Here is a 23,685-nt window from a genome sequence, read left to right on the forward strand (position 1 = left end):
GTAAATAATTAAATTTCAACATAAATAGTAGCCATAATTTAAAATTTGTTGTTAGGATTGAAAAAAAGACCGGTATTAAATTCCGGTCTAAATTGATTTATAATTAAATTTTACCAACTAAGTCTAGTCCTGGAGTTAGTGTTTCATCACCCGGTTCCCATCTTGCAGGACATACTTTATCTCCATGCTTGAAAACGAACTGAGCAGCTTGAACTTTTCTTAATAATTCTTTAGCATTTCTACCAATTCCATTGGAATTTACTTCGTAAAGAACTATTTCACCTTGAGGATTTACAACAAAAGTTCCTCTTAACGCTTGACCTTCTCCCTCAATTAAAACTCCAAATTGTTCTGAAAGAGCAAAAGCTCTATCTGAAATCATTGGATATTGAATTTTTCTGATTGTTTCAGAAGCATCCCACCATGCTTTGTGAACAAATTCAGAATCAGTAGACACTGAATAAATTTCACAACCAATTGCTTTGAATTTATCATAGCTCAATGCTAAATCTTCTAACTCAGTTGGACATACAAATGTAAAATCTCCTGGATAAAAGAAGAAAACACTCCACTTCCCTTCTAAATCTTTGTTTGATACTCTTATTATATCCCCATCATAATATGCAGGAACATCAAATTCTTCAATTTTTTTTCCAATTAAACTCATACTAATACCTCCTATATTTGCCTTTTTACTAAGACAGTTTAATTATACCACTTTTCAATATTTTCAAACAAAAAAGAGAGCAAAAGCTCCCTTTAAATTTTGTATTAAGAAATATATCCTTCTTTTGATAAGATTTCTTTTGATTTTTCAAGATTTGCATCATTAACCATTACAACAGGTCCAGTACAGCCCATTCCGGTTTTTGCAAATATATTATTTTTCCACAAAGCAACCTTAGCATCTTCAAGTTCAAGAATGTCAATACCACCAATTGTAGCAGTAGCTTGTTCTTCAGCAGGACATTTAACTTCTTCTTCTGATTCAGCTTTTTTAGCACCAGCAGAAGTTATTTTTTCTAAAATAGCCTTTAATCCTGCTTTGTTAGCTTTTTCAAATTCTTTCTTTGAAACTTCTTTGATATTTCCTTTGACTAATTGTCCAGCATAAGTCATAGCATTAGCGATTACAGGGAATCCAGAAGCTCTTGATACTATTAGAACTAATCTATCATATCCTTCACCAATCCCTGGACCATATCCATAACCCATCGCTTCAAATCCACCACCAGTAGTGTATGATGAGAATACCTTCATTAAAAGATTTCCCGTTAATGTATCATTAACCATAACATCTGGAACACCTTGTAATAAGTCATTTCCTCTCATTAATACTCCACCATCAGCTCTATTGGATTCAGCAAAGTTCATATCATATCCGTTTTCTTTTAATTCCTTAAATGCTCTTTCAACAGAAACTGCATTATCAACATTCAAAATACCAACTGTTGGATTTTGAATTCCTAATGCTTTAGCAACAATAACTCCATAGATACCATTTTTAACCATACCTTCTACTCTATGTGCAGAAGAAGTACCAGTTGTTGTTGCAATTATCATTTCTTTTGCAGCAGCCGGAGTAACAACTCTCCCTACAGTAGAAACTCCAATTGGGAAACTATAATGCATAGTAACGCAGCCATCAATTTCTCCACTATCTAAAAGTGATTCCATCTTTTTGTAACCTTCTTCTTCATTTTCAACAACATATTGTTTTAATGAAGTATTAACTTCAGGTCCAATTATACAATATTCTACACTTTTATCTCTTGATTGAGCAAGTTCAGCTCCTTTAACAACATTATCTAATCCATGTTCACTGCCTAAAGTTGTAACAGCAATTCTTGGTCTTGTTCCAAACGCCCCTGTTTCTAAACCGGTAGCAATTTCTTCAAAGACATTACCTATTACTTTTTTTATATCAGACATGAAATCACCTCTATTCTTCAATTAAAGAAGATGCAAAATTTCTCATTGCTTCAGCAACTAATTTCTTAACTTCTTCCTTAGAAACTCCAGAGTTGTCTTCTAATTTACCTGAATTTCTTTCTAAAACAATTGATACACCATCAAATAAGTTAGTCATTCTACCTAAGAACAATGAACCTTTACCAATAATCATAGCTCTATTTAGGTTACCTGAAGTTAAATCTTCACGACAGAATCCTAAATAAGGAACTCCTGAAGGAATATGTCCTTGAGTTGGAGCCCATCCTTCCATACCATGATCTTCAATAAAACTTGCAATTTCAGCTTTTTCTAATTGTTTTTTCATTACTCCTAATGCACCAATCATCTTAAAGTTTGCATTCGGAACATCTCCTGCTCCTGCAGGTTTAGTAATGTCAGGATTTTGCATTTCTGCTGAATATTTATCAACATCTTTAACTGTTAAATTAGCTTTTTCTAATGGAGCAGTAACTAATGATGACATTACAGCTTGTGGTGAAGATCCAGTTCCTACTGTATGTCTTCCAACTATATCAGTCCTTAATACTGGATTAACTCCATCATTTTCAGAAATTAATGCAGCAAATCCACCTATACAATCTTCTAATATAGGTAAGCCTTTTTTAAGGTGATCCTTACCATTCATACCTAATTTAGCAGTACATCCACCAGCTACAATAACAACATTCTTAAATGTTCCTGCATGGACATGGGAAGATGCTGTAATTAATGTATGAGTTGGAGCTGCACAGAATCCTCTTAAGTCAGAGCCTGAAGCGTTGTTAAATCCAGCCAATTCAGCTATAGATTTTGCGAAGTTACCACCACCTCTTTGATTCATATCTCCACATGCTTCTTCTGAACATTCAATAATATATTCAACATCATTAGGATCTAAATTATTTTTAGCAACTAAATGTAAAGCAGCTAATAATCCTGATGCCTTAGTAACTAGATTTTCTAACATAACATGAGCAGATAAGTTAACATCAACATCATGTGCTCTAGTAACAACACCTACTAATTTATCTTCAAAGTATAAACCTTCTGCATGATTTTCCATATGTCCTTCAAGAACAGATTGATCAACACCTTCTTTTAATCTAGCAACTAATCCATCTCCAATTAATGGGTGTTTTTCTAAATCGGATTTTACAGATTCAGTGAATTCTTTATTAAGATAAACTAAATCGAAAGCATCACAAATCTTCATAAGACCAATAAATTCATGTTCTGGCATTATTTCACCATATTTACCATCTCTTTCTGCTCCTGATAAATATTTATCAGCATCTGACCATGGTTGTGGTACATTCTTTAAATCTTCTGGTCTTTTGTTTCCAATATAAACTTGGTTTGGTAAATAATTTAATACTTCTTCATATTTTCTAATATGCTTTGGTATTTCCTTTAAATATTCTGAATCAGGATTTAAAGCCTTTTCAGTAGTTTGAGTTGTTCCATTTTGAATTATCATGTCTGGCGCATGAACTAATACGTAAGAAGTTCCTTTTAATACAGGAAAATTCATCTTAATTACCTCCTTTAATATAAAAAAACAGATAGCATAGTATGTATTCCATATAAGCCAACTACCCTCATCTAATAGAATACCATTAAATTAAAAAGGTGTCAATACCTGACACCTTTTTTATTTAAAAATTATTCAAATATTGTTTGTCCTTCAACTTCAGTTGATAAAGCACTTAATGCTTTCTTAACAATACCCATTCTTAAAGAATATTCTTCCTCAGCAGTCAATTTAGGATTACCTAATGGATGAGGAATTGCTATAGCAGGAACAATTCTATTAGCTCCTACTGTCATTGAAATTGGAGTTACAGTACATACATGCACTACTGGAATTCCAGCTCTTTCAATTTCTTTAACCATCGTTGCTCCGCAACGTGTACAAGTACCTCAAGTAGATGTCAATATAACTGCATCTACTCCATCAGCAACTAATTCTTTACTATATTTTTCAGCAAATGCTTTTGCAGAAGCTACTGCTGTACCATTACCTACTGTAGTATAGAAATATCTATGAAGACTTCCGATTTCACCTTTCTTTTCAAGCTCTCTTAAAACATCAACAGGTAAAACTCTGTCTGAATCTTGGTTAGCATAAACAGGGTCATAACCACCATGAGCAGTTTCCCATTCACCTTCTTTAAGATCCATTACACCATCAATATCATATTTACCATATTTTGAAGCTGATGAAGATTCAATATGATCTGGGTTTGCATGAGGAACTATACCACCAGATGTTACTAATGCTATTTTAGCATTTTTGATATCCTTAACAGCTGGATTTGGATCTACTCTATCAAAGTTTGGCATTGGGAATTCTGTTTCGAATTCTTCGCCCTTTAACTTCTTAATCATCATAGTTACAGCTCTCTTACCACCAAAATCTTCTCTAAAGATATTCTTTCTAATTCCTCTTTCAATGTAACCTTCTTCAGCAGGAGAACCAATTTCTTCGCCTCTAACAAGTTTCATTGCAAGTGGAACCATTTTGCTTACAGCATCTTTCATACCTGCAGCACTATTCTTAGTTGAAACTACATATACGCTCTTCTTGAACATATCTGCACCTGGGTTTTCAATATACATACCAGTTAAAGCTGGAATTCCTAATTCATTTTGAACAGCTTCAGTAATTGTTCCAGCAGCAACTCCATAACGACCAGCATTAAATGCAGGACCTGCTATGAATAAATCTGGATTGTACTTTTTAACCATTTCTAAAACTTCTGCTTTAGCTTGGTCCATATTTTCACCAAAATAGCTATCACCACAAATAACAGTAGCAACTATTTCAGCTTCACCATTAAAACCAGCATTTAATGCTAAACCAGGTCCGATTTTTTCTTCTCTAACTTCTGGTCTATAATCTGCCTTTTCTTCTCCACCGATACCAGCAAAGAATTGGTTTATATAGTGAACTACTCTTAATTTTTCCACACTAATCACCTCTCTATCATATATTTATATATGATTTTATCTTAATTACAAATTATAATGAGTTTCTAATTTCACTTACAGCTTCAATGATAGCATCACAGTCAAGAACCATTTCCATCATACCAATTTGGTCATCATAAACTGATTCATCAACTTCTGCTTTAAATTCAGGTTCAACTGCGTGATATACTTTAAGTCCTAACTGAACTCCTGCTAATGGACCTGCAAAAGTAGGGTCTCCTGTAGTAACAGTTTCACCAGCTAATGCTGCTGATTCTGCTTCAGATGCTCCTAAAAGAACTAAACAGTTTTCTGCTCCATATTTTTCTGCTAATTCTTTTACCCTTCTTTGATTTTCTAAGTCCATTGCTCCTGCTGCAGTTCAGACAAAACATTCAGTTGCTGAAAATACTATTTCTGCAGGAGTTGTAGCGACACATTCTTCCATAGCTGGTCCTGGTATACCATCTCTATCGCCGATTATGATTACTTTTGTGTTTTCTGTAAAAAGTGCCATATCGCTTACACATCCTTTCTATAATTTTTTATTTTCATGTAATTTTATATAATATTCCATTTTATTTAATAAATTCTAATAGCTAGTAGCTGATAATCTATTAAATCCTAATTCGTTTGTTGCACCTGTAATAGCTTGTAATTCAACCATAATTGAACCATCTTCTCTTAATGATCCGTCAAATCCACCAGCAATAATGTCAACATAATCTAAAGTTCCAATAACTTTATCCATCTTAGGTAATACGATAGTTTCATTAGCATTACCACCAGTTACTACAGCATTTGCAGCAACATCAGCATCAGCTAAAGATTGACTTGCTCCATCTCTTCCAGCATACTCATCAGTAATGATAACAGTTTTTACGCCTTTACCTTCAATTTTCTTACAGTTCATAATTAAGTCTGTATCTGGGTTACCAAATCCTTCTTGTGATACGATAGCTCCATCAAGATTTAAAAATTCACATAATTTAGCAGTCCAGTTTGATGATCTTTCTTTATCTGCTAAGTATACATTTTCATTAGTGATAATAACACCAACAAAGTTAATTTCTTTTCCATGTTGTTCATACATTGCTCTAACAACAGGATTATTTAAGTGATGGTAAGTTGTATTCTTATCACAAGAAGATACACAGTTACCACTTAAGATAGCTCCATCCATTAATTCAGTTGGATATAATAGTGTTGGAACTATTTGTTTTGCATCTACACCGTAAACATATGTATCATGTAATAATCCTTGAGATTGTAACATTTGCACATAAGCTACCTTTGGTAAATGTTTTAATTCTTCAGCTTGTTCAAATAGTGGTTTAGTTTCAAATACTTCTACTTCATCTGGTTCAACTTCTTTACCAGCTAATCCCAAATAAGTAGCAGCTTTTAATCCAGCCATTCTAACAGCTTTTTCATAAGCGTGAGTAGCAACACCTTCAGCTGGTTCCACAATTAAAACTATATTATTAGTTTTTGAGAATGGAGTATATTCAGCTCCCGGTCCTTGCATATCAACAATACCTTCTTGGAAACCTACTATTTTACCAACTGTCATTACTGCTGCTCCCTTAAGAACATGAGTTCTTCCTGAACCAACTACATCAACTTTTGAAATCATTCCAGGGAATACTCCACCTGCTCCGTTAACCTTTACTCTTGGTTCTACAACATCCTTAATTGGAGTAATTCTTACACTTTCACCTGGTTTTGCAAGATCTACGTCTACTGATTTTAAGTGTTCATCATCCATTAAATGAGCAATTAATTCCTCTTTGTTAATGTATAAAACACCCTTGTCAACTTTTGTTTCTGAACAAAATTTAACATCGTTAATTAAGATTTTTCCTAATTCTAGACGCATATACTCACCTCCTTAAAATTTATATATTTAATCCTTTCGGAATTAAATTCATTTATTCTAAACTTTCGACATACTTCCTAGCATTTATGGCAGCTATAGCACCATCATTTACAGCTGTAACTACTTGTCTAAGTTCTTTTACTCTAACATCTCCAGCGGCAAATACACCTTCAACACTAGTTTTCATAGTTTCATTTGATACTATATAATTTCTATCAGTTTCAATTTTTCCTTCAATTAATGAGCTTTCAGGAATATAACCAACAAAAATGAAAACGCCAAAAATCATATCACCTTCTCTTGGAACTATCTTAGTTTTTTCTCCAGTTTTATTATTTACTATATTCATAGCTCCTAGTAAACCAGTTCCTTCAAAACTTTCTACCTCAACATTCCACATAATCTTTAATTTTTCACGTTTTAATGCTTTTGCTTCTATTGATTTAGCTACAGATAATTTATCTTTTCTTACTAATAGTGTAACATTTCGTCCAAATTTAGTAAGATACATAGCCTCTTCAACCGCTGCCTCTCCTGACCCTACAACATAAACATCTAAATCTTGAAAAAATGGAGCATCACAAGTCGCACAATATGCTATTCCTTTACCTGTAAATTCCTTTTCTCCAGGAACATTTAACAATCTCGGATTAGATCCTGTAGCAATTATTATAGACTTGCCTTCATATGTAGCATTTTCTCCATAAACTACTTTAGTAGTTCCAGACAAATCTACATTAACAGCAGTATCTATCGCAAATTCCGCTCCAAAAGATTTTGCTTGCTTGACCATTCTTTCAATCAATTCTGGACCTGTTGGCACATCTTCTGCTCCAGGATAATTCGCTATTTCATCAGTCTTAGCAATTAATCCACCGGGTGTTCCTTTTTCAATAATTATAGTTTTCATGCTAGCTCTTGCAGCATATATTCCTGCACTTATACCTGCAGGACCTGCTCCGATTATTATACAATCGTACATAGTTTACCTCCGTTTACAGTATCAAAATAATAAACTGTAAAGAAAACACACTCGTTTATTATTATATATTAAGTTTACCCAATTGTAAAGCATTTTTTGACAAAATCATAATAAAACTTTTTTATAACTTTAAGTATTTGTATATAAAATTCACAATCTTTTTAAAGTTCTTTTCCTAATGTGTAATTTGCAATATTGACACTATGGTCTGCAATTCTTTCGAAATTTGATAATATGTCTAGGAATTTGACTCCAGCATTTGTATCGCATATTCCTCTATTAATTCTATCCATATGATTTCTTCTATAGCTTTCTTCTAATATATCTACTTCTTCTTCAATATTTATACAATTTTTAGCTAACTCAAAATTATTATCTTTGTAAGCAATTGTTGTATCAACAACAATTTTCATAACATCAGAAGAAATTTTTTCATATTCATCAAAAGCTGTTTTACTAAAGACAGAATTTTCATCTTTAATTTCTTGAATTAATTCTATAATGTTCTCACAGTGATCTCCTATTCTTTCATAGTCATTTATTGCATACATCATGACAAAAACTTTATGTTTTTCTTCATCTGATAAGTTCTTATCAGCTAAAGGAACTAAGTAATCAATTATTTCTTTTTCTAATCCATTAATCATTTTTTCTCTGTTAAATACAAATTCTATATTTTTGCTACTTTTAGTCTTAAATGCCTCTATTGTCTTTTCAAGAGATTCAATTACAATTTCTCCCATTCTTGCAACCTCTTTTTGTGCTTGTATAATTGCAATACTTGGTGTTTCAAAAAATCTTTTATCTAAATTTTCAGAATAATGTTCTTCAACTACATCATCACCTTTGATAACTAATTGTGATATTTTAACTAAAAGATTAGAAAATGGTAATTGAATCAAAACATTTATTATATTAAAAAATGTATGAGCATTCGCAATTTGCCTTTGAACATTTCCGGGAGATATATATTCAACCAAATATTGAACTGGAATTCTCAAAACAGTTATAAATATAATAGTTCCTATTAAATTGAATAGAAAATGAATAAAAGCAGCTCTCTTTGCATTTTTACTTGCCCCTATTCCAGCAATCATAGCGGTTGTTGTTGTCCCAATATTATCCCCAAAAAGTACACCAAAGGCTTGATTTATATTTATCGCACCTTGCATACCCAGTGCTTCTAACAATCCTATTGAAGCTGATGACGATTGAAGCACTGTAGTTAATAAGAATCCTGCTAAAACTCCAATAAATGGATTATTTAATTTTACAAGAATATTTTTAAACCATTCTTCTTGTGCAAGAGGTGCCAATCCACTACTCATAATTGACATGCCTAAAAATAATATACCAAACCCAATTAATATCTCAGCTATATCTTTTTTTCTATCATTCTTTGCTCTCATCCACATGAAAACCCCAATAGCAATAACTAATGGTGCATATTTTGAAATGTCAAAAGCAATAATTTGTGCAGTAATAGTAGTTCCTACATTTGCACCTATAATTATTCCAACAGACTGGGCTAAAGTCATAAATCCAGCATTTACAAAACCTATAGCCATTATAGTAGTTGCAGAACTTGATTGAATAATCATTGTAACAAAAATACCAACCAATACCGCATATATCCTGTTTTTAGTTATTGCAGCAATTATTCCTTTTAATCTTTCACCACAAGACTTTTGCAGTCCTGCACCCATTAAATTCATTCCATATAAGAATAAACCTAAACCTCCTAAGACAGAAATGAAAACAGACATATTTCCTCCAAAAATTATTAAAAAAATCAAAATATTAGCTCATATATTATATATAAACTTACCAATAATAGTATACCATAAAATGAAATAAAAATGATATTTATTTCAAATAATTCTATAAATTAATCTTAAAATTTATATAAATAATGAGCTAATTAAAGATTATTATTATTTTCTATCAATATTATAGAATGCAGACAATCCTAAAAATTTAGAATTTTCTCCTAATCTGTCTTCAATTCTCAATAATTGATTATATTTACAAATTCTATCTGTTCTTGAAGCTGAACCGGTTTTTATTTGACCCGCATTTACTGCAACAGCTAAATCAGCAATAGTTGTATCTTCTGTTTCTCCCGATCTATGCGAAATTACACAAGTATAACCATGAGTTTTAGCAAGTTCTATTGCATCTAAAGTTTCAGTTATTGTTCCAATTTGATTTAATTTTATTAAAATTGAATTAGCGATTCCTTTTTCAATTCCTGTATTTAATCTTGAGTAATTAGTAACAAATAAATCATCTCCAACAAGTTGAATTTTATTTCCAATTTTTTCAGTTAAAAGTTTCCATCCATCCCAATCATCTTCAGATAATCCATCTTCAATTGAAATAATAGGATATTTTTCAACTAATTCACAATAATAATTTACTAATTCTTCTGAAGAATAAGTTTTTCCTTCTCCTTTAAAATTATATTTTCCATTTTCATACATTTCACTAGATGCTACATCTAAAGCTAAAAATATATCTTTTCCAGCTTTATAACCTGCTTTTTCAATGGCTTCCATAATTGTTTTTAAAGCTTCTTCATTAGAGTTAAGATTTGGAGCAAAACCACCTTCGTCACCAACAGCTGTATTATATCCTTTTGATTTCAATACAGATTTTAAGTTATGGAAAATTTCAGTTCCCATTCTAAGAGATTCTTTAAATGAACAAGCTCCTGCAGGCATAACCATAAATTCTTGAATGTCTACATTATTATCTGCATGTTCTCCACCGTTTAAAATGTTCATCATTGGAACAGGTAAAGTTTTTGCGTTAACTCCACCAATATATTCATAAAGAGGAGTATCTGATTCAATTGCTGCAGCTCTTGCCACTGCCATTGAAACTCCTAAAATAGCATTTGCACCTAGTTTTGATTTATTATTAGTTCCATCAATTTGGATTAATGCTCTATCAATTCCAACTTGGTCAAAAACATCAAATCCAATCAATTCTTCTGCTATAACATCATTAACATTATTAACTGCATTTAGAGTTCCTTTCCCCAGATATCTTGTTTTATCACCATCTCTAAGTTCAACCGCTTCGTGAACTCCTGTTGATGCTCCTGAAGGAACTATCGCACTTCCAACTATCCCATTTTCAGTTGTAACCTCAACTTCAACAGTTGGGTTTCCTCTTGAATCTAAAACTTCTCTTGCATAAATTTCAACTATTAAGCTCATAATATTCTCCTTATAAATTATAATTTATTAACGCACAAAAACTATCGCTCTCTAAACAAGCTCCACCAACCAAAGCTCCATCTACATTTTCTTTTTGCATTAAATCTTTTATATTATTCGGTTTAACACTGCCTCCATATTGAATTCTTACATTTTCAGATAAAATTCCATAAATATCATCTAAAATTTTTCTTATAAATTTAATCATGTTTTCAGCATCGTCAGAAGATGCAGTTAATCCGGTTCCTATTGCCCATACAGGTTCATAGGCAATTATTACTTTTTCAATATCAGTTTCACTAATACCATCTAGAGTATTTCTTATTTGTTTTTCAACAACTTCTTTTTCTATTCCTGAATTTCTTTCTTCAATAGTTTCTCCACAACATAATATTGGAATTAAGTTATTTTGTAATGCAGATTTTACTTTTTTGTTTATCATTTCATCAGTTTCAGTAAAAATAATTCTTCTTTCAGAATGTCCTAATATTACATATGATACTCCACAACTTTTCAACATTATAGGAGAAATTTCACCTGTAAATGCCCCTTTGTTTTCAAAGTACATATTTTGAACTCCTAAGCCTACATCAGTGCCTTTCAACAATTTATTTGCTTCTGTAACATAAATAAAAGGAACACATATTACCTTCTCTACACTATTATCCAACTTTTCTGATAAAATTTCTTTTACTAAAAGCTTGGCTTCATCCAAATCTTTGTTCATCTTCCAATTTCCAATAATAACAGGTTTTCTCATACTGCCTCCAATTATTTATTATCTATAGAATCAATTCCCGGTAAAATCTTTCCTTCTAAAAATTCTAGAGATGCGCCTCCTCCGGTTGAAATATGAGTTATTTTATCTTTATAACCGGATTTTTCAGCAGCAGCAGCACTATCTCCCCCACCTATAATACTAATTGAATCCGTTTCTGCAATCGCCTTTGCAATTTTAAATGTACCTTTTGCAAAATTTGACATTTCAAAAACTCCCATAGGACCATTCCAAACAACAGTTTTTGAACTTTTAATTTTATCGGAAAATAGTTTAACTGTTTTTTCACCAATATCTAGTCCCATATAATCATCTTCTATTGAATCTATATTAACTGTTTTAAATTCTGAATCATTAGAAAATTCTTTACTAACAACAACATCTTTTGGTAATAATATCTTAACATTTTTACTTTTTGCTTTTTCTATCAAGTCTTTTGCTAATTCAACTTTATCTTCTTCCAATAAACTTTTACCGACTGAATAACCTAAAGATTTTAGGAATGTAAATGCCATTCCTCCTCCAATTATTATACTGTCAACTTTTTCAATCAAATTTTCAATTACAGTAATTTTATCGGATACTTTTGCTCCTCCTAAAATTGCAACAAAGGGTCTTTCAGGATTAGAAAGAGCTTTTCCCATTATAGAAATTTCCTTTTCTACTAAAAATCCCACAGCTGATGGCAAAAATTTACAAAGTCCAACATTTGAACAATGCGCTCTATGACTTGTACCAAAAGCGTCATTTATATATAATTCACCTAGCTCAGCTAATTCTTTAGAAAAATCATCAATATTTTTTGTTTCTTCATTTCTAAATCTGGTATTTTCAAGTAAAACGACTTCTCCATCTTTTAATTTTAAAACCTCACCTTTTACATTTTCATCAACTACCAAATCACTTTGTAAAAATTTAACATCTTTATTTAAAAGTTTAGATAGTTCTTTAGCTACAGGTTCTAATGAAAATTCTTTCTTAGCTTCTCCCTTTGGTCTTCCAAGATGAGATAATAAAATTACTTTTGCATTATTTTCAATTAAATATTTAATTGTAGGTAATGCTGCTACAATTCTAGCATTATCAGTAATTTTACCTTCTTCAGTTTTTGACATAGGAACGTTAAAATCAACTCTTACAATAACTCTTTTTGAGCTCACTTCTAAATCAGTAATAACTTTTTTATTCATAATTACTCCTTACTATACAATATGAGGTGAAAATCTACACCTCATATTATTATAAAATAATAAGATTCCAAAGCATCATTAGATACGAGTATAATTAAATTTTGGAAATTCTTATTTATAAACTATTTTGAAAGATTAACTAAATATTGGAAAGTACGAATTAAATTTGCAGTATATGACATTTCGTTGTCATACCAAGCAACTGTTTTAACTAGTTGCTTACCATCAACTTCAACTATTCTAGTTTGAGTAGCATCAAATAAAGATCCATATTTTATTCCAATTACATCTGTAGAAACTATAGGATCTTCAGTATATCCAAATGACTCACTTGATGCTTCTTTCATTGCATTGTTAATTTCTTCAACTGTAACATTTTTTTCTAAAACTGTTACCAATTCTGTTAATGATCCTGTAGCAACAGGTACTCTTTGAGCAGAACCATCTAGTTTTCCTTTTAATTCAGGAATAACAAGTCCAATAGCTTTAGCTGCTCCTGTAGTATTAGGAACAATATTTATTGCTGCTGATCTTGCTCTTCTCATATCGCCTTTTCTATGTGGAGCATCTAAAGTATTTTGATCTCCTGTATAAGCATGAATAGTAGTCATGATTCCTTGAACAATACCAAATCTATCTTGTAAAACCTTAGCCATTGGAGCTAAACAGTTAGTAGTACAAGACGCTCCTGATAAAATTTGTTCAGTTCCATCCAATATATTATGATTTACACCATAAACTACAGTTTTCATATCGCCTTTTCCTGGAGCAGATATAATAACTCTCTTTGCTCCAGCATCAATATGGAATTGTGCTTTTTCCTTTGCAACAAAGAAACCTGTACATTCCAATACTACATCTATATCCAATTCTTTCCAAGGTAAATTCTTAGGATCTGCATCTGAGAACACTTTAATCTCTTTGCCATCTATAGAAAAGCATCCTTCTTTTACAATTACTTCCTTTTCAAATCTTCCTTGAGTTGAATCATATTTTAACAAATGAGCTAACATATTTGCATCTGTTAAATCATTTATAGCAACAACTTCAACTCCTTCTAAATCGTGCATTAATCTAAATGCCAATCTACCTATTCTTCCAAATCCGTTAATCGCAACTTTCATTTCGATTCCTCCTTAAAATTTTATAAAAAGCTTTCGCTTATAATATATTTAAAATTCTTCTAGCTGTTTCTTTATCTGTAACTAAAGTCATATCTTTTCTGATATTACAAATAGAAACTATTGCCTTATACTTTTCACCATAACCTGCTATTGCAATTACTTCTTTAATTTTCAAATATTGTTCCATATCTAATCCTATAGTATTTGAACTGTATACTATATTTCCATCAATATCAAAGTAATTGCCAAACGCCTCACTTACTGCATTTTTTTCATTTAATATTTTTATTTCATCTTCAGTTAAAGAACGTCTTTTTGCCATAGCACCAGCTCGCCCTATTCCAAAAACTAATATTTTTATCTTGTTTAAATATCCAATTAATATTTTTACTTCTTCTAAATCCTTTAACCTATCAAATGTTAAATCATCTAAATAATCTGGTAAAAAAGTCCCAAAAAAATTTGCATTTAACTTTTTTGCTAAATTATTAGCAACAACATTTGACTGATATTCTAATCCATTACCTAAATTTCCTCTAGCTGGGATGACAGCAATTTTATTATAAAATTTTTTTACATTCATTATGTCTACAAATGACTTAACCGTTGTCCCACCAGAGATACCTATTACATCATTTTCAGAAATTATATTTAAAAAATATTCTGATGCTACTTTTGCAATTTGTTCCTTACCTAAAGACTCGTCATTATAAGAATCACAGACTATCACTTTTTTTATTCCTAATTTTAGCCTTAGTTCATCTGCAATATTTTGATTTTCATTAAAATTATTAATCAAATCCCTAAGTTCTATAAGTATAGACTCTCCAAGATAAGTAATAAAAGTTCCAGATTTAATTACTTCAACAAATTTTTCCTCAGTAAGAAATTCTAATTCATTTCTTACTAAACGCTCACCAACACCTAAATGTGATGAAATATTTCTTCTACCAACAGGAGCATTTATTGAAATATATTCTAAAATCTTATATCTAAATACAAATTTTTCTATTAAATCTGGAGCAAGCTTCTTTATATAATCTATATCATTCATTTTTGTCCCATTATATACTTTTTGTCCCTATATTTTATTTTTTATTAATTTTACAATATTTACATTATGATTATACTCTTATTTAATAAAAAATGCAATAACAAATAATAAAATTTTTTATATTATTCATACAATGATTGATCTGTTAAAATTAAAGGACCATCTTTTGTAATAACAAATGTATGTTCATATTGGCAAGAAAGTCCACCATCAATTGTTCTAGCAGTCCAACCATCATCATCAATTGTACATCTCCAGTCACCTGTATTAATCATAGGTTCAACCGTTATTACCATACCTTCAACAAGTCGCACTCCTTTAGTTGCAGTAATATAATGTGGAACTTGTGGATCTTCATGCATATCAACACCAATTCCATGTCCACAGAAATCTCTTACAATAGAGTATCCTTTTGGTTCAACATAGTTTTGTATTGCCTTTCCGATATCAACAATTCTATTTCCTATTACTGCAGCATCAATTCCTCTATACATTGCTTCTTTTGTTACATCCATAAGATTTTTTACCTCATCTGACACTTCACCAACGGCATAACTCCAAGCACTATCTGATAAATATCCACCTAAATCTACTACCATATCAACAGTAATTAAATCTCCAGATTTTAATATTTGTTTACTTGGAAATCCATGACAAATCACATCGTTAACCGATGTGCATGTTGCGTAAGGATATCCATGATATCCTATTTGTTTAGGTTTAGCCCCATTTTTTAACATAAAGTCATGACAAAATTTATTTATTTCTAGAGTTGTGATTCCAGGCTTTATAATATCTCTTAACCCTATATGAATTTTTGAAAGAATTTCTCCAGACTTTTTCATTCCTTCGATTTCTTGTTTACTTTTTATTGTTATCATAATTATCTCCTAATTTTTTATTTTTAACGAACACTAGTTATAAAATAGTCCACATTTGGATTCAATTTAAAAACACGATTGTATCACAACAAAAAGACATACCAAGTAGTATGCCTTTCTAAATTAATCTTCCAATTTAATATATGGAACTCCGGCAGAGGAAGGTCCTTTTGACTTTCCAACGAAGAAAATCAATACTAATAATGTACTAATATAAGGTACCATTGGTAAAATTGAATCTGGGATATTAATATTTAAACTAGGTAATAAAATTGCCAATTCTTGGGCAGCCCCAAAAAATAGACAAGCCCCCAATACCCCATATGGCTTCCACTTTCCAAAAATAACAGCAACCAATGCTATAAATCCATGCCCTGAAACTAAAGATTGTGAAAAGTTTGAAACAGTAGCTAAGCTCATAGTTGCTCCACCAAATCCTGCTAATAATCCAGATATTATTACAGCAAAATATCTATATAAATATACATTAACATTTAAAGTTTCAGCTGCTTTAGGATGTTCTCCTACAGCAATTAACCTTAAACCAAATTTTGTTTTGTAAAGATATATAGCCATTAAAATAACAAACCCTATAGCTATATATGTTGTAACATATTGTCCTAAAATTTTATCTATAAAGTCAACACCCGTTAAATTATCAAATATTTTAAGCATTTTGCCTTCACCTTCTGCAACAGGAATAGTTTGCTTAGCACCATCAAATAAAAGCGAACAGATGAACAATGCAACCCCTGGTCCTATAAAATTTATAGCAATCCCAGAGACAACTTGATCAGCCCCAAATGTTATACTAACAATCGCATGAATAAGAGCAACTAGGGACGCTGCTATACCACCTGCTAAAAATCCTAATAATGCACTTTTAGTAAAATACCCAACAGCTGCACCAGCAAATGCACCTATTGTCATCATTCCCTCAAGACCTATATTAGTTACTCCCGCTTTTTCTGTAAACATTCCACCCAAAGCAGTAAATAATAATGGAGTTGCAAATAATAATGTATCAGATATAAATAAAGCTATTTTCAATAAACTCATTACTTTTTACCTCCAACTTTTTTAAATTTACTTGAAATTATTTTTATAACTAATGGCATCGAAATAAACAAAACAATTATACCTATTATAATTTGAACAATTTCATATGGAACACCTAATAATTGTTGGACTCTAAATCCTCCTCTTCTTAATACACTAAAGAAAAATCCAGAAAAAATTGATCCAATTGGATGGCTATTCGCTAAAAGGGCAACAGACATAGAATCAAAACCATTCCCTTCAGCAACAGTAAGTCTTGCAACATTTCCTGCAAATCCAAGAACTTTAACAGCTCCTGCAACAGCACATAATGCTCCAGATAATCCCATTGATAAGACTAAATTTTTACCAACATTTATTCCACCAAACTCAGCAGCATTCGGATTTAACCCTACTGCTTTTAATTCATAACCTTTTGAAGTTTTATTTAATAAGTAATAAATTAAAAATGCTAGAATAACAGCTAATATAATTCCAAAATTTATATCAGCAGAAAAGAAATCTTTTACAAAAGGAATAGAAGAGTTTTTTAATCCTTGAAACATTTTTATACTTGCTGTAGATTGAATATCATTTGAAGTTTGTCCTGTTTCATTATAAAACTTCCCAAAAGTTACAACTAAATTAGAAAAATATAAAGCTATCCAATTTAGCATAATTGTAGTAATTACTTCATGAACTCCAAATTTGGATTTAATCCAACCAGCAAATCCACCCCAAGCCATTCCTGCTAAAGCAGCTAGTAAAATACAAACTATAGGATGAATAATTGGAGGTAATTTTAAAAAGTAACCAAAAAATGCGGCTGTTAAAGAACCAATTATAAATTGACCTTCTGCTCCAATATTGAAAGCCCCTGTTTTAAATGCTAACGAAACCCCGATACTTCCTATGATTAATGGTACTGCATCAATTAATGTTCTAGCAAAAAATTTTGGTCTTGAAAAAGTGGTTTCTATCATTATTTTATAGTAATTAATAGGATTAAATCCGGCAATCATAATAACAATAGATCCTACAATAAATCCAATCAATACAGAGAATAAAAGTAATAATATTTTTTTTCTACTGCTCATTACTAATAACACCTCCCGCCATCATAAGTCCTAATTCATTTTCGTTGGCATCTTTAGCTAATTTTTCTCCAACTATTTTTCCTTTGTAGATAACAGCGATTCTATCTGATAAATCCATTACTTCGTCTAATTCAAAGGAAATTAATAATACAGCTTTTCCTTTATCTCGTTGCTCTACAATATATTTATGGATTATTTCAATAGCACCAACATCTAGACCTCTTGTAGGTTGTGCAGCTATCAACAAATCAGGATTGTTATCAATTTCTCTTGCCAAAATTACTTTTTGTTGATTCCCACCAGAAAGTCCTCTAGCAGTGGCACGAATATCATTTGGTCTTATATCAAATTTATCAATCATTTTTTGTGTATATGATTCTATCTCTTTAAAATTTAAAATACCTTTTTTAGAAAAAGGAGTTTTTCCTCTTTTTTCTAAAATCATATTTTCAGAAACTGAAAAATCCAATACTAAACCGTGTTTATGTCTATCTTCAGGAATTGTGCTAATTCCACTTTCAATAATTTCATAAACTGATTTGTTTGTTATATCTTTTCCAAGAATGGTAATATTTCCTGATTCAACTTTTCTAAGACCTGTAATAGCCTCAATAAGTTCTGATTGACCATTTCCATCAACTCCAGCAATCCCTAAAATTTCACCTTTTCTAACATTCAAACTCAACCCATTTAAAGCAGGTAAATATCTGTTATTAAGAACATTAATATCTTTAACATCCAAAACAACATCTCCAACTTCTGCTTTCTTTTTATTTACACTGAAACTAACTTCTCTACCAACCATTTTTTCAGCAAGTTCTTTTTGTGATGATTCAGCAACAGTAACTTTATCAATAAACTTACCACGACGAATAATAGTACAGTAATCTGCCATTTTTTTTATTTCATCTAGTTTATGAGTTATTATTATTATTGATTTTCCCTCACTTCTTAAGTTATTACAGATATTTATAAATTCTTCTATTTCTTGTGGAGTAAGAACTGCTGTTGGTTCATCAAAAATAATAATTTCAGCGCCCTTATAAAGAGCTTTTAATATTTCTACTTTTTGTTGGGAACCAACTGTAATATCTTGAATTTTTTCATCCAAATTTATGCTAAATCCATATTTTTCAATAATAGAAAGAACTTTTTTACGTGATTTTTCGAGATCAATAAACAAACCTTTAGTATCTTCTGTTCCTAAAACAATATTTTGAATAACACTAAAAGGTTCTATTAACATAAAATGTTGATGAACCATTCCAATTCCATTTTCAACTGCAATCTTTGGTGTCATGTTTGTATATCGATTAGAATTAATGTAAATTTCTCCAGAGTTTGGTGAATATAAACCATAAAGAATATTCATCAAAGTAGTTTTCCCGGCACCGTTTTCTCCTAAAAGAGCATGAATTTCCCCTTTTTTTAATTCAAAGTCAACTTCATCTAAAACTTTATTTTTACCAAAAATTTTAGTAATGCCTTTCATAGCTACAATATTATCATTTGTTTTGTTATCAGACAAGTCAAAACCCTCCTCTAAGTAATATGCAATTATTATACCATTAATAGATATTATACAATAAAAATTATTTTAATACAAGGAAAAAAAGTGATAAAAATGTAAATTTCATAAAAAAATAAGATGTGTATAAGCATTGGTTTAGAATATACATAAAAACGTTTATAAATTATTCAATAAATACTGAACAATAATTTTCTCCATTAATCTTAACAATACAATTATCTGATGTTTCATTAATCACAATATTTTTTAACATTTCAAAATTTTCTTTTTTTACAGACAAATTTATTCTAACTTTTTCAAGATATTCTATATTTAAAATTTCTAACCCAAAGTTTTTAAAAATATTTTCAATTTTCCCCCAAAAAACATAGTCTAAAATTATATCCATATTATAAAAAAGTTCTTTTTTTACAATTTTTGATTCTTCTAATACTCCAACTGTAGATTTAGTATATGCTCTTACAAGGCCACCCGCTCCAAGCAAAATTCCCCCAAAATACCTCGTAGAAATTACCAAACAATTAGTTATGTCTTTTTTCCTTAAAACTTCAAGCATAGGAATCCCTGCAGTTCCTGACGGTTCTCCATCATCAGAATATTTTTGTATTAACTTTTCTATCCCGATAATATATGCAAAACAATTATGCGTTGCGTCTTTATATTTCTCTCTTATTTCAGAAATATACTTTTCTGCCTCAGCAACACTTTCAACATAAAAAGCATGTCCGATAAATTCCGATTTATTTATTATAAAACTATATGATTGATTACTATGAATACTTAAAAAAATTTCGTTATTTTCCATTTACTTCATATCCTTTATAAATTGAATAGTCTTCTGCTTTTAAAAAAACTTCTAAAAAGCTACCATTTTCAACATGTTCAACAAACTCTGGTTTATAAGCATTTAAAATATTACTCATAATTTTTTGCTTATCATAAGGAATCAACAGTCTTGTTTTTACTAATGATGAAAACAAGTTTTTCTCAATTTCTTTTAAAAGTAAAACTATATCTTCATCCTTTTTTGCACTTATAAATATTTTATTTTCAAAATTTGCATATTGCAATTTAACATTTTCATCTGTTAATTTATCTACTTTATTGAAAACATAAATTACATTTTTATCCTCACATTCAAGTTTTTTTATCATATCATTTGTTATTTTTATTTGTTCATCAACATTAACATTAGAAATATCTACAACATGTAAAATCAAATCTGAAAATGTTATTTCTTCAAGTGTTCCTTTAAAACTTTCAACTAAATTATGTGGAATATCAGAAACAAATCCTACAGTATCTACATACATTACTTTTGAACCATTTAAAAGTGAGCCTTCTCTAACAAAAGTATCCAATGTAGCAAACAACATATCTTTAACAAAAACTTCTTTAATTTCAGAATTTTCATCTTTACCATACAAAATCAACTTATTTATCAAAGTTGACTTCCCAGCATTTGTATATCCAACAAGAGAAATAATTGGCTCTTTTGAATTAATTCTCTTTTTTCTAATTTCATTTCTATTTTTCTCAATCTCTTTAAGCTGTAAAGTGATACTTGCAATTTCTCTATTGATAGTTCTTCTATCCAATTCTATTTGTTGTTCACCTATACCTTTACCACCAATTCCACCTTGTTGTCTTGAAAAACCACTTCTTAGTACTGATAATCTAGGTAAGGTATATTTTAATTTTGCAAGTTTAACTTGAAGCTTTGATTCCTTTGTTCTTGCTCTTTCATTAAAAATATCTAAAATTAAGTTTGTTCTGTCAATAACTCTAATACCTATAATTTCTTCAAGATTTTTCACTTGAGAACCTGTTAATTCATTATTAAAAACTACAAATTCAGCATCCAATTTTTCACAATAATCTTTAATTTCATTTACTTTTCCTTTTCCAACATAAAAAGCCTTATCGATATATGACTTATTTTGAGTCAAACTTAAAACTACTTCTCCATCCAAAGCTTGCACTAATTTTTCTAATTCATTAACTTTATCTTCTAAAGTCTTTTCATCCATATCTATATTTACAGTAACAGTAATAACTTTTTGATTCATAAAAACTCCTTTATTATTATTATTGTTTTAATTGTATCATAAATTAATATATAAAAACAAATAAGAACCCCACCCTTCCACGACGCTTCGCATCGGGTGGTTTGCCGGGAACCTTGTTGTTTCACAATAAAAGATATGTAACGAAAACATATCTTTTAAAAATAAAACAATTCTTCAAATTTTTTATCTAAAGTAACACACAAAATCAAGGCAAGTTTTGCAGTTGGATTAAATTGTCCCGTTTCAATAGAACTAATAGTATTTCTTGAAACTCCTATTAAATCAGCAAGTTTTTGCTGAGACATACCTTTTTCAACCCTAACATTTTTTAAATTATTTTTTAATTTTAACTCTTCATCCATAAAAACCTCTTATTTTTATTAAATATAACATAACCAAGCAGATAATATAACTAAAAAAATAAAAAATAGAATTAAAATCAGGTCTTTGATTTTTTTATAATAATAGTATCTTATTAAAAGTTGTGAAGTAACTCCAATAAATAACAAAAATGAGAATAAATATGGATTTACAAATGAATTACCATAACAATTTGGTTCAATTGACGAAAATATAAATAAAATAATCAGTACAACTTTTAAAAACAAGTATCCATTTTCTTTCTCTCTACGATCAACATCTATTTTCATTTCATCAGCAATACAATTCTATTTTTTACTTTTTTTAGTATTTCTTCTTTATTCATATTTCCCTCCTATAAAATATTAACTTTCTTAAGCTCACTAACGATATATAATATTAGATAACTTAAAGATATTAATAAATAAACTCCAGAGAAATATAAATACATTTTCTTGGAATAGTACTTATACAAACTAAAATTTAAAACTACATGAATTGATAATAATATAGCAAATAACTCAAAATATCCCTTACCAATATATAAATTAAAGAATACTAACATTATACACAAACAAGAAACAATTATAGATTGAGTACGTAAATATTTATTTACAATACTATCAAAATATTCATTATTTTTCGAATTTCTGCTCTTTTTAAGTATTTCTTCTTTATTCATAGTTACCACTCCTTTTGCAAAGTTTTATTGTCAAGTAAATTATAGCATTGACAAGTATACTTGTCAATGCTATCAAAAAAAATGCACTCTATCGAGTGTATTTTAATTAAAATATTTCACAATCAATATTGAAGAAAAAAATCTCTCCAAATTTTTTATTTAATGCTGTAGATAAGGTAAGAGCAAGTTTTATGTCCGGAATAAAACTTCCATTTTCTATTGAAACAACTGTTTCAGTTGAAACTCCAATTAAATTGGCCAATTCTCTTTGAGAAAGTTCCTTTTCAACTCTAAACTTTTCAACATTATTTTTCTCTGATAATTTTTTATTCATAAGCTCACCTCTTTATTATAAACAATATTCCAAATAAATAATCTAATTACAACCTAATTTTATCATTAAAAGTTTTAAAAGTCAATTTATTTAAATATCTTTATATTTATAAGCTAGAAACAAGAAGGAAAGTCCACTTAATGACAATGCAAAACCTAAGCCAGAATAAAAAAATTCAAAGAAAAAATTTGGTAAAAGTCCGCTAAATCTTAATATCATTCCAAAAGTCATCATAAAAAACATCAAAATATAACTTGATTTATCTAAAAACTCCCAAATTTTCATTAGCCCTCTTTTATCATTTAAAATTCTATTTTTGTGTTTATGTACATATTTAGAAAATATCATTATGTAAAATAGTAAAAATATAGTGATTGCTCCTAATAAACCAAATAAAAATATTTTATCATCATTAATTAGAAATGGTATTCCAACATTCATAACCATTATTCCGGCAAATAGCCATAACAATCCAGCAATTATAAATAAATTTCTTTTTTTAGTATTCATTACTTCTCCTAACAATATTAACTGCTATT

Annotated in this window: 24 protein-coding genes; all 24 read right to left on the bottom strand. The window is 29.9% G+C overall.

Annotated elements, in window-relative coordinates; all coding sequences use genetic code 11:
- Positions 1 to 103 precede the first annotated feature (103 nt).
- Positions 104 to 667 (bottom strand): alkyl hydroperoxide reductase subunit C, encoded by a 564-nt coding sequence (gene ahpC / locus VJI95_RS00715; protein WP_323999075.1) that lies wholly within the window; start codon positions 665 to 667, stop codon positions 104 to 106.
- A gap of 104 nt (positions 668 to 771) precedes the next feature.
- Positions 772 to 1,932 carry a glycine/sarcosine/betaine reductase complex component C subunit alpha gene (gene grdD, locus VJI95_RS00720; protein ID WP_323999076.1) on the bottom strand — a complete coding sequence of 387 codons (1,161 nt, stop codon included), beginning with the start codon at positions 1,930 to 1,932 and terminating at the stop codon, positions 772 to 774.
- A 10-nt stretch (positions 1,933 to 1,942) separates the two neighbouring features.
- Positions 1,943 to 3,484, bottom strand: a complete 1,542-nt coding sequence (gene grdC / locus VJI95_RS00725; protein ID WP_323999077.1) for a glycine/sarcosine/betaine reductase complex component C subunit beta — start codon at positions 3,482 to 3,484, stop codon at positions 1,943 to 1,945.
- 131 nt (positions 3,485 to 3,615) lie between these two features.
- Entirely contained in the window at positions 3,616 to 4,923 is a 1,308-nt protein-coding gene (grdB, locus tag VJI95_RS00730; protein ID WP_324009885.1) for a glycine reductase complex selenoprotein B, read from the bottom strand.
- Positions 4,924 to 4,975: 52 nt separating this feature from the next.
- Positions 4,976 to 5,440, bottom strand: a complete 465-nt coding sequence (gene grdA / locus VJI95_RS00735; protein ID WP_323999079.1) for a glycine/sarcosine/betaine reductase complex selenoprotein A — start codon at positions 5,438 to 5,440, stop codon at positions 4,976 to 4,978.
- 75 nt (positions 5,441 to 5,515) lie between these two features.
- A complete protein-coding gene (locus VJI95_RS00740; protein WP_323999080.1) occupies positions 5,516 to 6,802 on the bottom strand; it encodes a glycine/sarcosine/betaine reductase component B subunit in 1,287 nt (428 codons plus the stop codon).
- 52 nt (positions 6,803 to 6,854) lie between these two features.
- Entirely contained in the window at positions 6,855 to 7,784 is a 930-nt protein-coding gene (locus VJI95_RS00745; RefSeq protein ID WP_324009886.1) for an NAD(P)/FAD-dependent oxidoreductase, read from the bottom strand.
- Positions 7,785 to 7,945: 161 nt separating this feature from the next.
- On the bottom strand, positions 7,946 to 9,550 hold the full coding sequence (locus VJI95_RS00750; RefSeq protein ID WP_324009887.1) for a Na/Pi cotransporter family protein: 1,605 nt from the start codon (positions 9,548 to 9,550) through the stop codon (positions 7,946 to 7,948).
- Between the two features lie 168 nt (positions 9,551 to 9,718).
- On the bottom strand, positions 9,719 to 11,008 hold the full coding sequence (gene eno, locus VJI95_RS00755; protein ID WP_323999084.1) for a phosphopyruvate hydratase: 1,290 nt from the start codon (positions 11,006 to 11,008) through the stop codon (positions 9,719 to 9,721).
- Positions 11,009 to 11,018: 10 nt separating this feature from the next.
- Entirely contained in the window at positions 11,019 to 11,768 is a 750-nt protein-coding gene (tpiA, locus tag VJI95_RS00760; RefSeq protein WP_323999085.1) for a triose-phosphate isomerase, read from the bottom strand.
- Between the two features lie 11 nt (positions 11,769 to 11,779).
- Complete coding sequence (locus tag VJI95_RS00765) at positions 11,780 to 12,976, bottom strand: phosphoglycerate kinase (protein ID WP_324009888.1); 1,197 nt, start codon at positions 12,974 to 12,976, stop codon at positions 11,780 to 11,782.
- Between the two features lie 122 nt (positions 12,977 to 13,098).
- On the bottom strand, positions 13,099 to 14,100 hold the full coding sequence (gap, locus tag VJI95_RS00770; protein ID WP_442953984.1) for a type I glyceraldehyde-3-phosphate dehydrogenase: 1,002 nt from the start codon (positions 14,098 to 14,100) through the stop codon (positions 13,099 to 13,101).
- 37 nt (positions 14,101 to 14,137) lie between these two features.
- Complete coding sequence (locus VJI95_RS00775) at positions 14,138 to 15,154, bottom strand: sugar-binding transcriptional regulator (RefSeq protein ID WP_324009889.1); 1,017 nt, start codon at positions 15,152 to 15,154, stop codon at positions 14,138 to 14,140.
- 122 nt (positions 15,155 to 15,276) lie between these two features.
- Positions 15,277 to 16,035, bottom strand: coding sequence for a type I methionyl aminopeptidase (gene map / locus VJI95_RS00780; protein ID WP_324009890.1), 759 nt, complete (start codon positions 16,033 to 16,035; stop codon positions 15,277 to 15,279).
- 123 nt (positions 16,036 to 16,158) lie between these two features.
- Positions 16,159 to 17,094, bottom strand: a complete 936-nt coding sequence (locus VJI95_RS00785) for an ABC transporter permease (protein ID WP_323999089.1) — start codon at positions 17,092 to 17,094, stop codon at positions 16,159 to 16,161.
- Positions 17,094 to 18,170, bottom strand: coding sequence for an ABC transporter permease (locus VJI95_RS00790; RefSeq protein WP_324009891.1), 1,077 nt, complete (start codon positions 18,168 to 18,170; stop codon positions 17,094 to 17,096). Before VJI95_RS00790 ends, VJI95_RS00785 begins: the two co-directional genes overlap by 1 nt.
- Positions 18,160 to 19,698 carry an ABC transporter ATP-binding protein gene (locus tag VJI95_RS00795; protein WP_323999091.1) on the bottom strand — a complete coding sequence of 513 codons (1,539 nt, stop codon included), beginning with the start codon at positions 19,696 to 19,698 and terminating at the stop codon, positions 18,160 to 18,162. The genes VJI95_RS00790 and VJI95_RS00795 overlap by 11 nt, the downstream gene beginning before the upstream one ends.
- A 166-nt stretch (positions 19,699 to 19,864) precedes the next feature.
- Positions 19,865 to 20,506, bottom strand: a complete 642-nt coding sequence (locus VJI95_RS00800; RefSeq protein WP_324009892.1) for a YigZ family protein — start codon at positions 20,504 to 20,506, stop codon at positions 19,865 to 19,867.
- Complete coding sequence (gene hflX / locus VJI95_RS00805; RefSeq protein WP_324009893.1) at positions 20,496 to 21,770, bottom strand: GTPase HflX; 1,275 nt, start codon at positions 21,768 to 21,770, stop codon at positions 20,496 to 20,498. The genes VJI95_RS00800 and hflX overlap by 11 nt, the downstream gene beginning before the upstream one ends.
- 155 nt (positions 21,771 to 21,925) lie before the next feature.
- Positions 21,926 to 22,132, bottom strand: coding sequence for a helix-turn-helix transcriptional regulator (locus VJI95_RS00810; protein ID WP_324009895.1), 207 nt, complete (start codon positions 22,130 to 22,132; stop codon positions 21,926 to 21,928).
- An 18-nt stretch (positions 22,133 to 22,150) separates the two neighbouring features.
- Positions 22,151 to 22,420, bottom strand: a complete 270-nt coding sequence (locus VJI95_RS08010; RefSeq protein ID WP_323999095.1) for a hypothetical protein — start codon at positions 22,418 to 22,420, stop codon at positions 22,151 to 22,153.
- A gap of 65 nt (positions 22,421 to 22,485) precedes the next feature.
- On the bottom strand, positions 22,486 to 22,812 hold the full coding sequence (locus VJI95_RS00815) for a DUF6442 family protein (protein WP_324009896.1): 327 nt from the start codon (positions 22,810 to 22,812) through the stop codon (positions 22,486 to 22,488).
- A 106-nt stretch (positions 22,813 to 22,918) separates the two neighbouring features.
- On the bottom strand, positions 22,919 to 23,146 hold the full coding sequence (locus tag VJI95_RS00820; RefSeq protein ID WP_323999097.1) for a helix-turn-helix transcriptional regulator: 228 nt from the start codon (positions 23,144 to 23,146) through the stop codon (positions 22,919 to 22,921).
- A 90-nt stretch (positions 23,147 to 23,236) separates the two neighbouring features.
- Complete coding sequence (locus tag VJI95_RS00825; RefSeq protein ID WP_324009897.1) at positions 23,237 to 23,656, bottom strand: hypothetical protein; 420 nt, start codon at positions 23,654 to 23,656, stop codon at positions 23,237 to 23,239.
- Between the last annotated feature and the right edge of the window lie 29 nt (positions 23,657 to 23,685).

The organism is Parvimonas sp. C2 (genome assembly GCF_035282405.1).
In the GTDB taxonomy this organism is placed as follows: domain Bacteria; phylum Bacillota; class Clostridia; order Tissierellales; family Peptoniphilaceae; genus Parvimonas.

Excerpts from the sequence above, each read along its gene's own strand:
- ahpC (WP_323999075.1), bottom strand. The coding sequence starts at position 667 with ATGAGTTTAATTGGAAAAAAAATTGAAGAATTTGATGTTCCTGCATAT.
- grdD (WP_323999076.1), bottom strand. The coding sequence starts at position 1,932 with ATGTCTGATATAAAAAAAGTAATAGGTAATGTCTTTGAAGAAATTGCT.
- grdC (WP_323999077.1), bottom strand. The coding sequence starts at position 3,484 with ATGAATTTTCCTGTATTAAAAGGAACTTCTTACGTATTAGTTCATGCG.
- VJI95_RS00740 (WP_323999080.1), bottom strand. The coding sequence starts at position 6,802 with ATGCGTCTAGAATTAGGAAAAATCTTAATTAACGATGTTAAATTTTGT.
- VJI95_RS00745 (WP_324009886.1), bottom strand. The coding sequence starts at position 7,784 with ATGTACGATTGTATAATAATCGGAGCAGGTCCTGCAGGTATAAGTGCA.
- VJI95_RS00750 (WP_324009887.1), bottom strand. The coding sequence starts at position 9,550 with ATGTCTGTTTTCATTTCTGTCTTAGGAGGTTTAGGTTTATTCTTATAT.
- eno (WP_323999084.1), bottom strand. The coding sequence starts at position 11,008 with ATGAGCTTAATAGTTGAAATTTATGCAAGAGAAGTTTTAGATTCAAGA.
- tpiA (WP_323999085.1), bottom strand. The coding sequence starts at position 11,768 with ATGAGAAAACCTGTTATTATTGGAAATTGGAAGATGAACAAAGATTTG.
- VJI95_RS00765 (WP_324009888.1), bottom strand. The coding sequence starts at position 12,976 with ATGAATAAAAAAGTTATTACTGATTTAGAAGTGAGCTCAAAAAGAGTT.
- gap (WP_442953984.1), bottom strand. The coding sequence starts at position 14,100 with ATGAAAGTTGCGATTAACGGATTTGGAAGAATAGGTAGATTGGCATTT.
- VJI95_RS00775 (WP_324009889.1), bottom strand. The coding sequence starts at position 15,154 with ATGAATGATATAGATTATATAAAGAAGCTTGCTCCAGATTTAATAGAA.
- map (WP_324009890.1), bottom strand. The coding sequence starts at position 16,035 with ATGATAACAATAAAAAGTAAACAAGAAATCGAAGGAATGAAAAAGTCT.
- VJI95_RS00785 (WP_323999089.1), bottom strand. The coding sequence starts at position 17,094 with ATGAGTTTATTGAAAATAGCTTTATTTATATCTGATACATTATTATTT.
- VJI95_RS00790 (WP_324009891.1), bottom strand. The coding sequence starts at position 18,170 with ATGAGCAGTAGAAAAAAAATATTATTACTTTTATTCTCTGTATTGATT.
- VJI95_RS00800 (WP_324009892.1), bottom strand. The coding sequence starts at position 20,506 with ATGGAAAATAACGAAATTTTTTTAAGTATTCATAGTAATCAATCATAT.
- hflX (WP_324009893.1), bottom strand. The coding sequence starts at position 21,770 with ATGAATCAAAAAGTTATTACTGTTACTGTAAATATAGATATGGATGAA.
- VJI95_RS00810 (WP_324009895.1), bottom strand. The coding sequence starts at position 22,132 with ATGGATGAAGAGTTAAAATTAAAAAATAATTTAAAAAATGTTAGGGTT.
- VJI95_RS08010 (WP_323999095.1), bottom strand. The coding sequence starts at position 22,420 with ATGAAAATAGATGTTGATCGTAGAGAGAAAGAAAATGGATACTTGTTT.
- VJI95_RS00815 (WP_324009896.1), bottom strand. The coding sequence starts at position 22,812 with ATGAATAAAGAAGAAATACTTAAAAAGAGCAGAAATTCGAAAAATAAT.
- VJI95_RS00820 (WP_323999097.1), bottom strand. The coding sequence starts at position 23,146 with ATGAATAAAAAATTATCAGAGAAAAATAATGTTGAAAAGTTTAGAGTT.
- VJI95_RS00825 (WP_324009897.1), bottom strand. The coding sequence starts at position 23,656 with ATGAATACTAAAAAAAGAAATTTATTTATAATTGCTGGATTGTTATGG.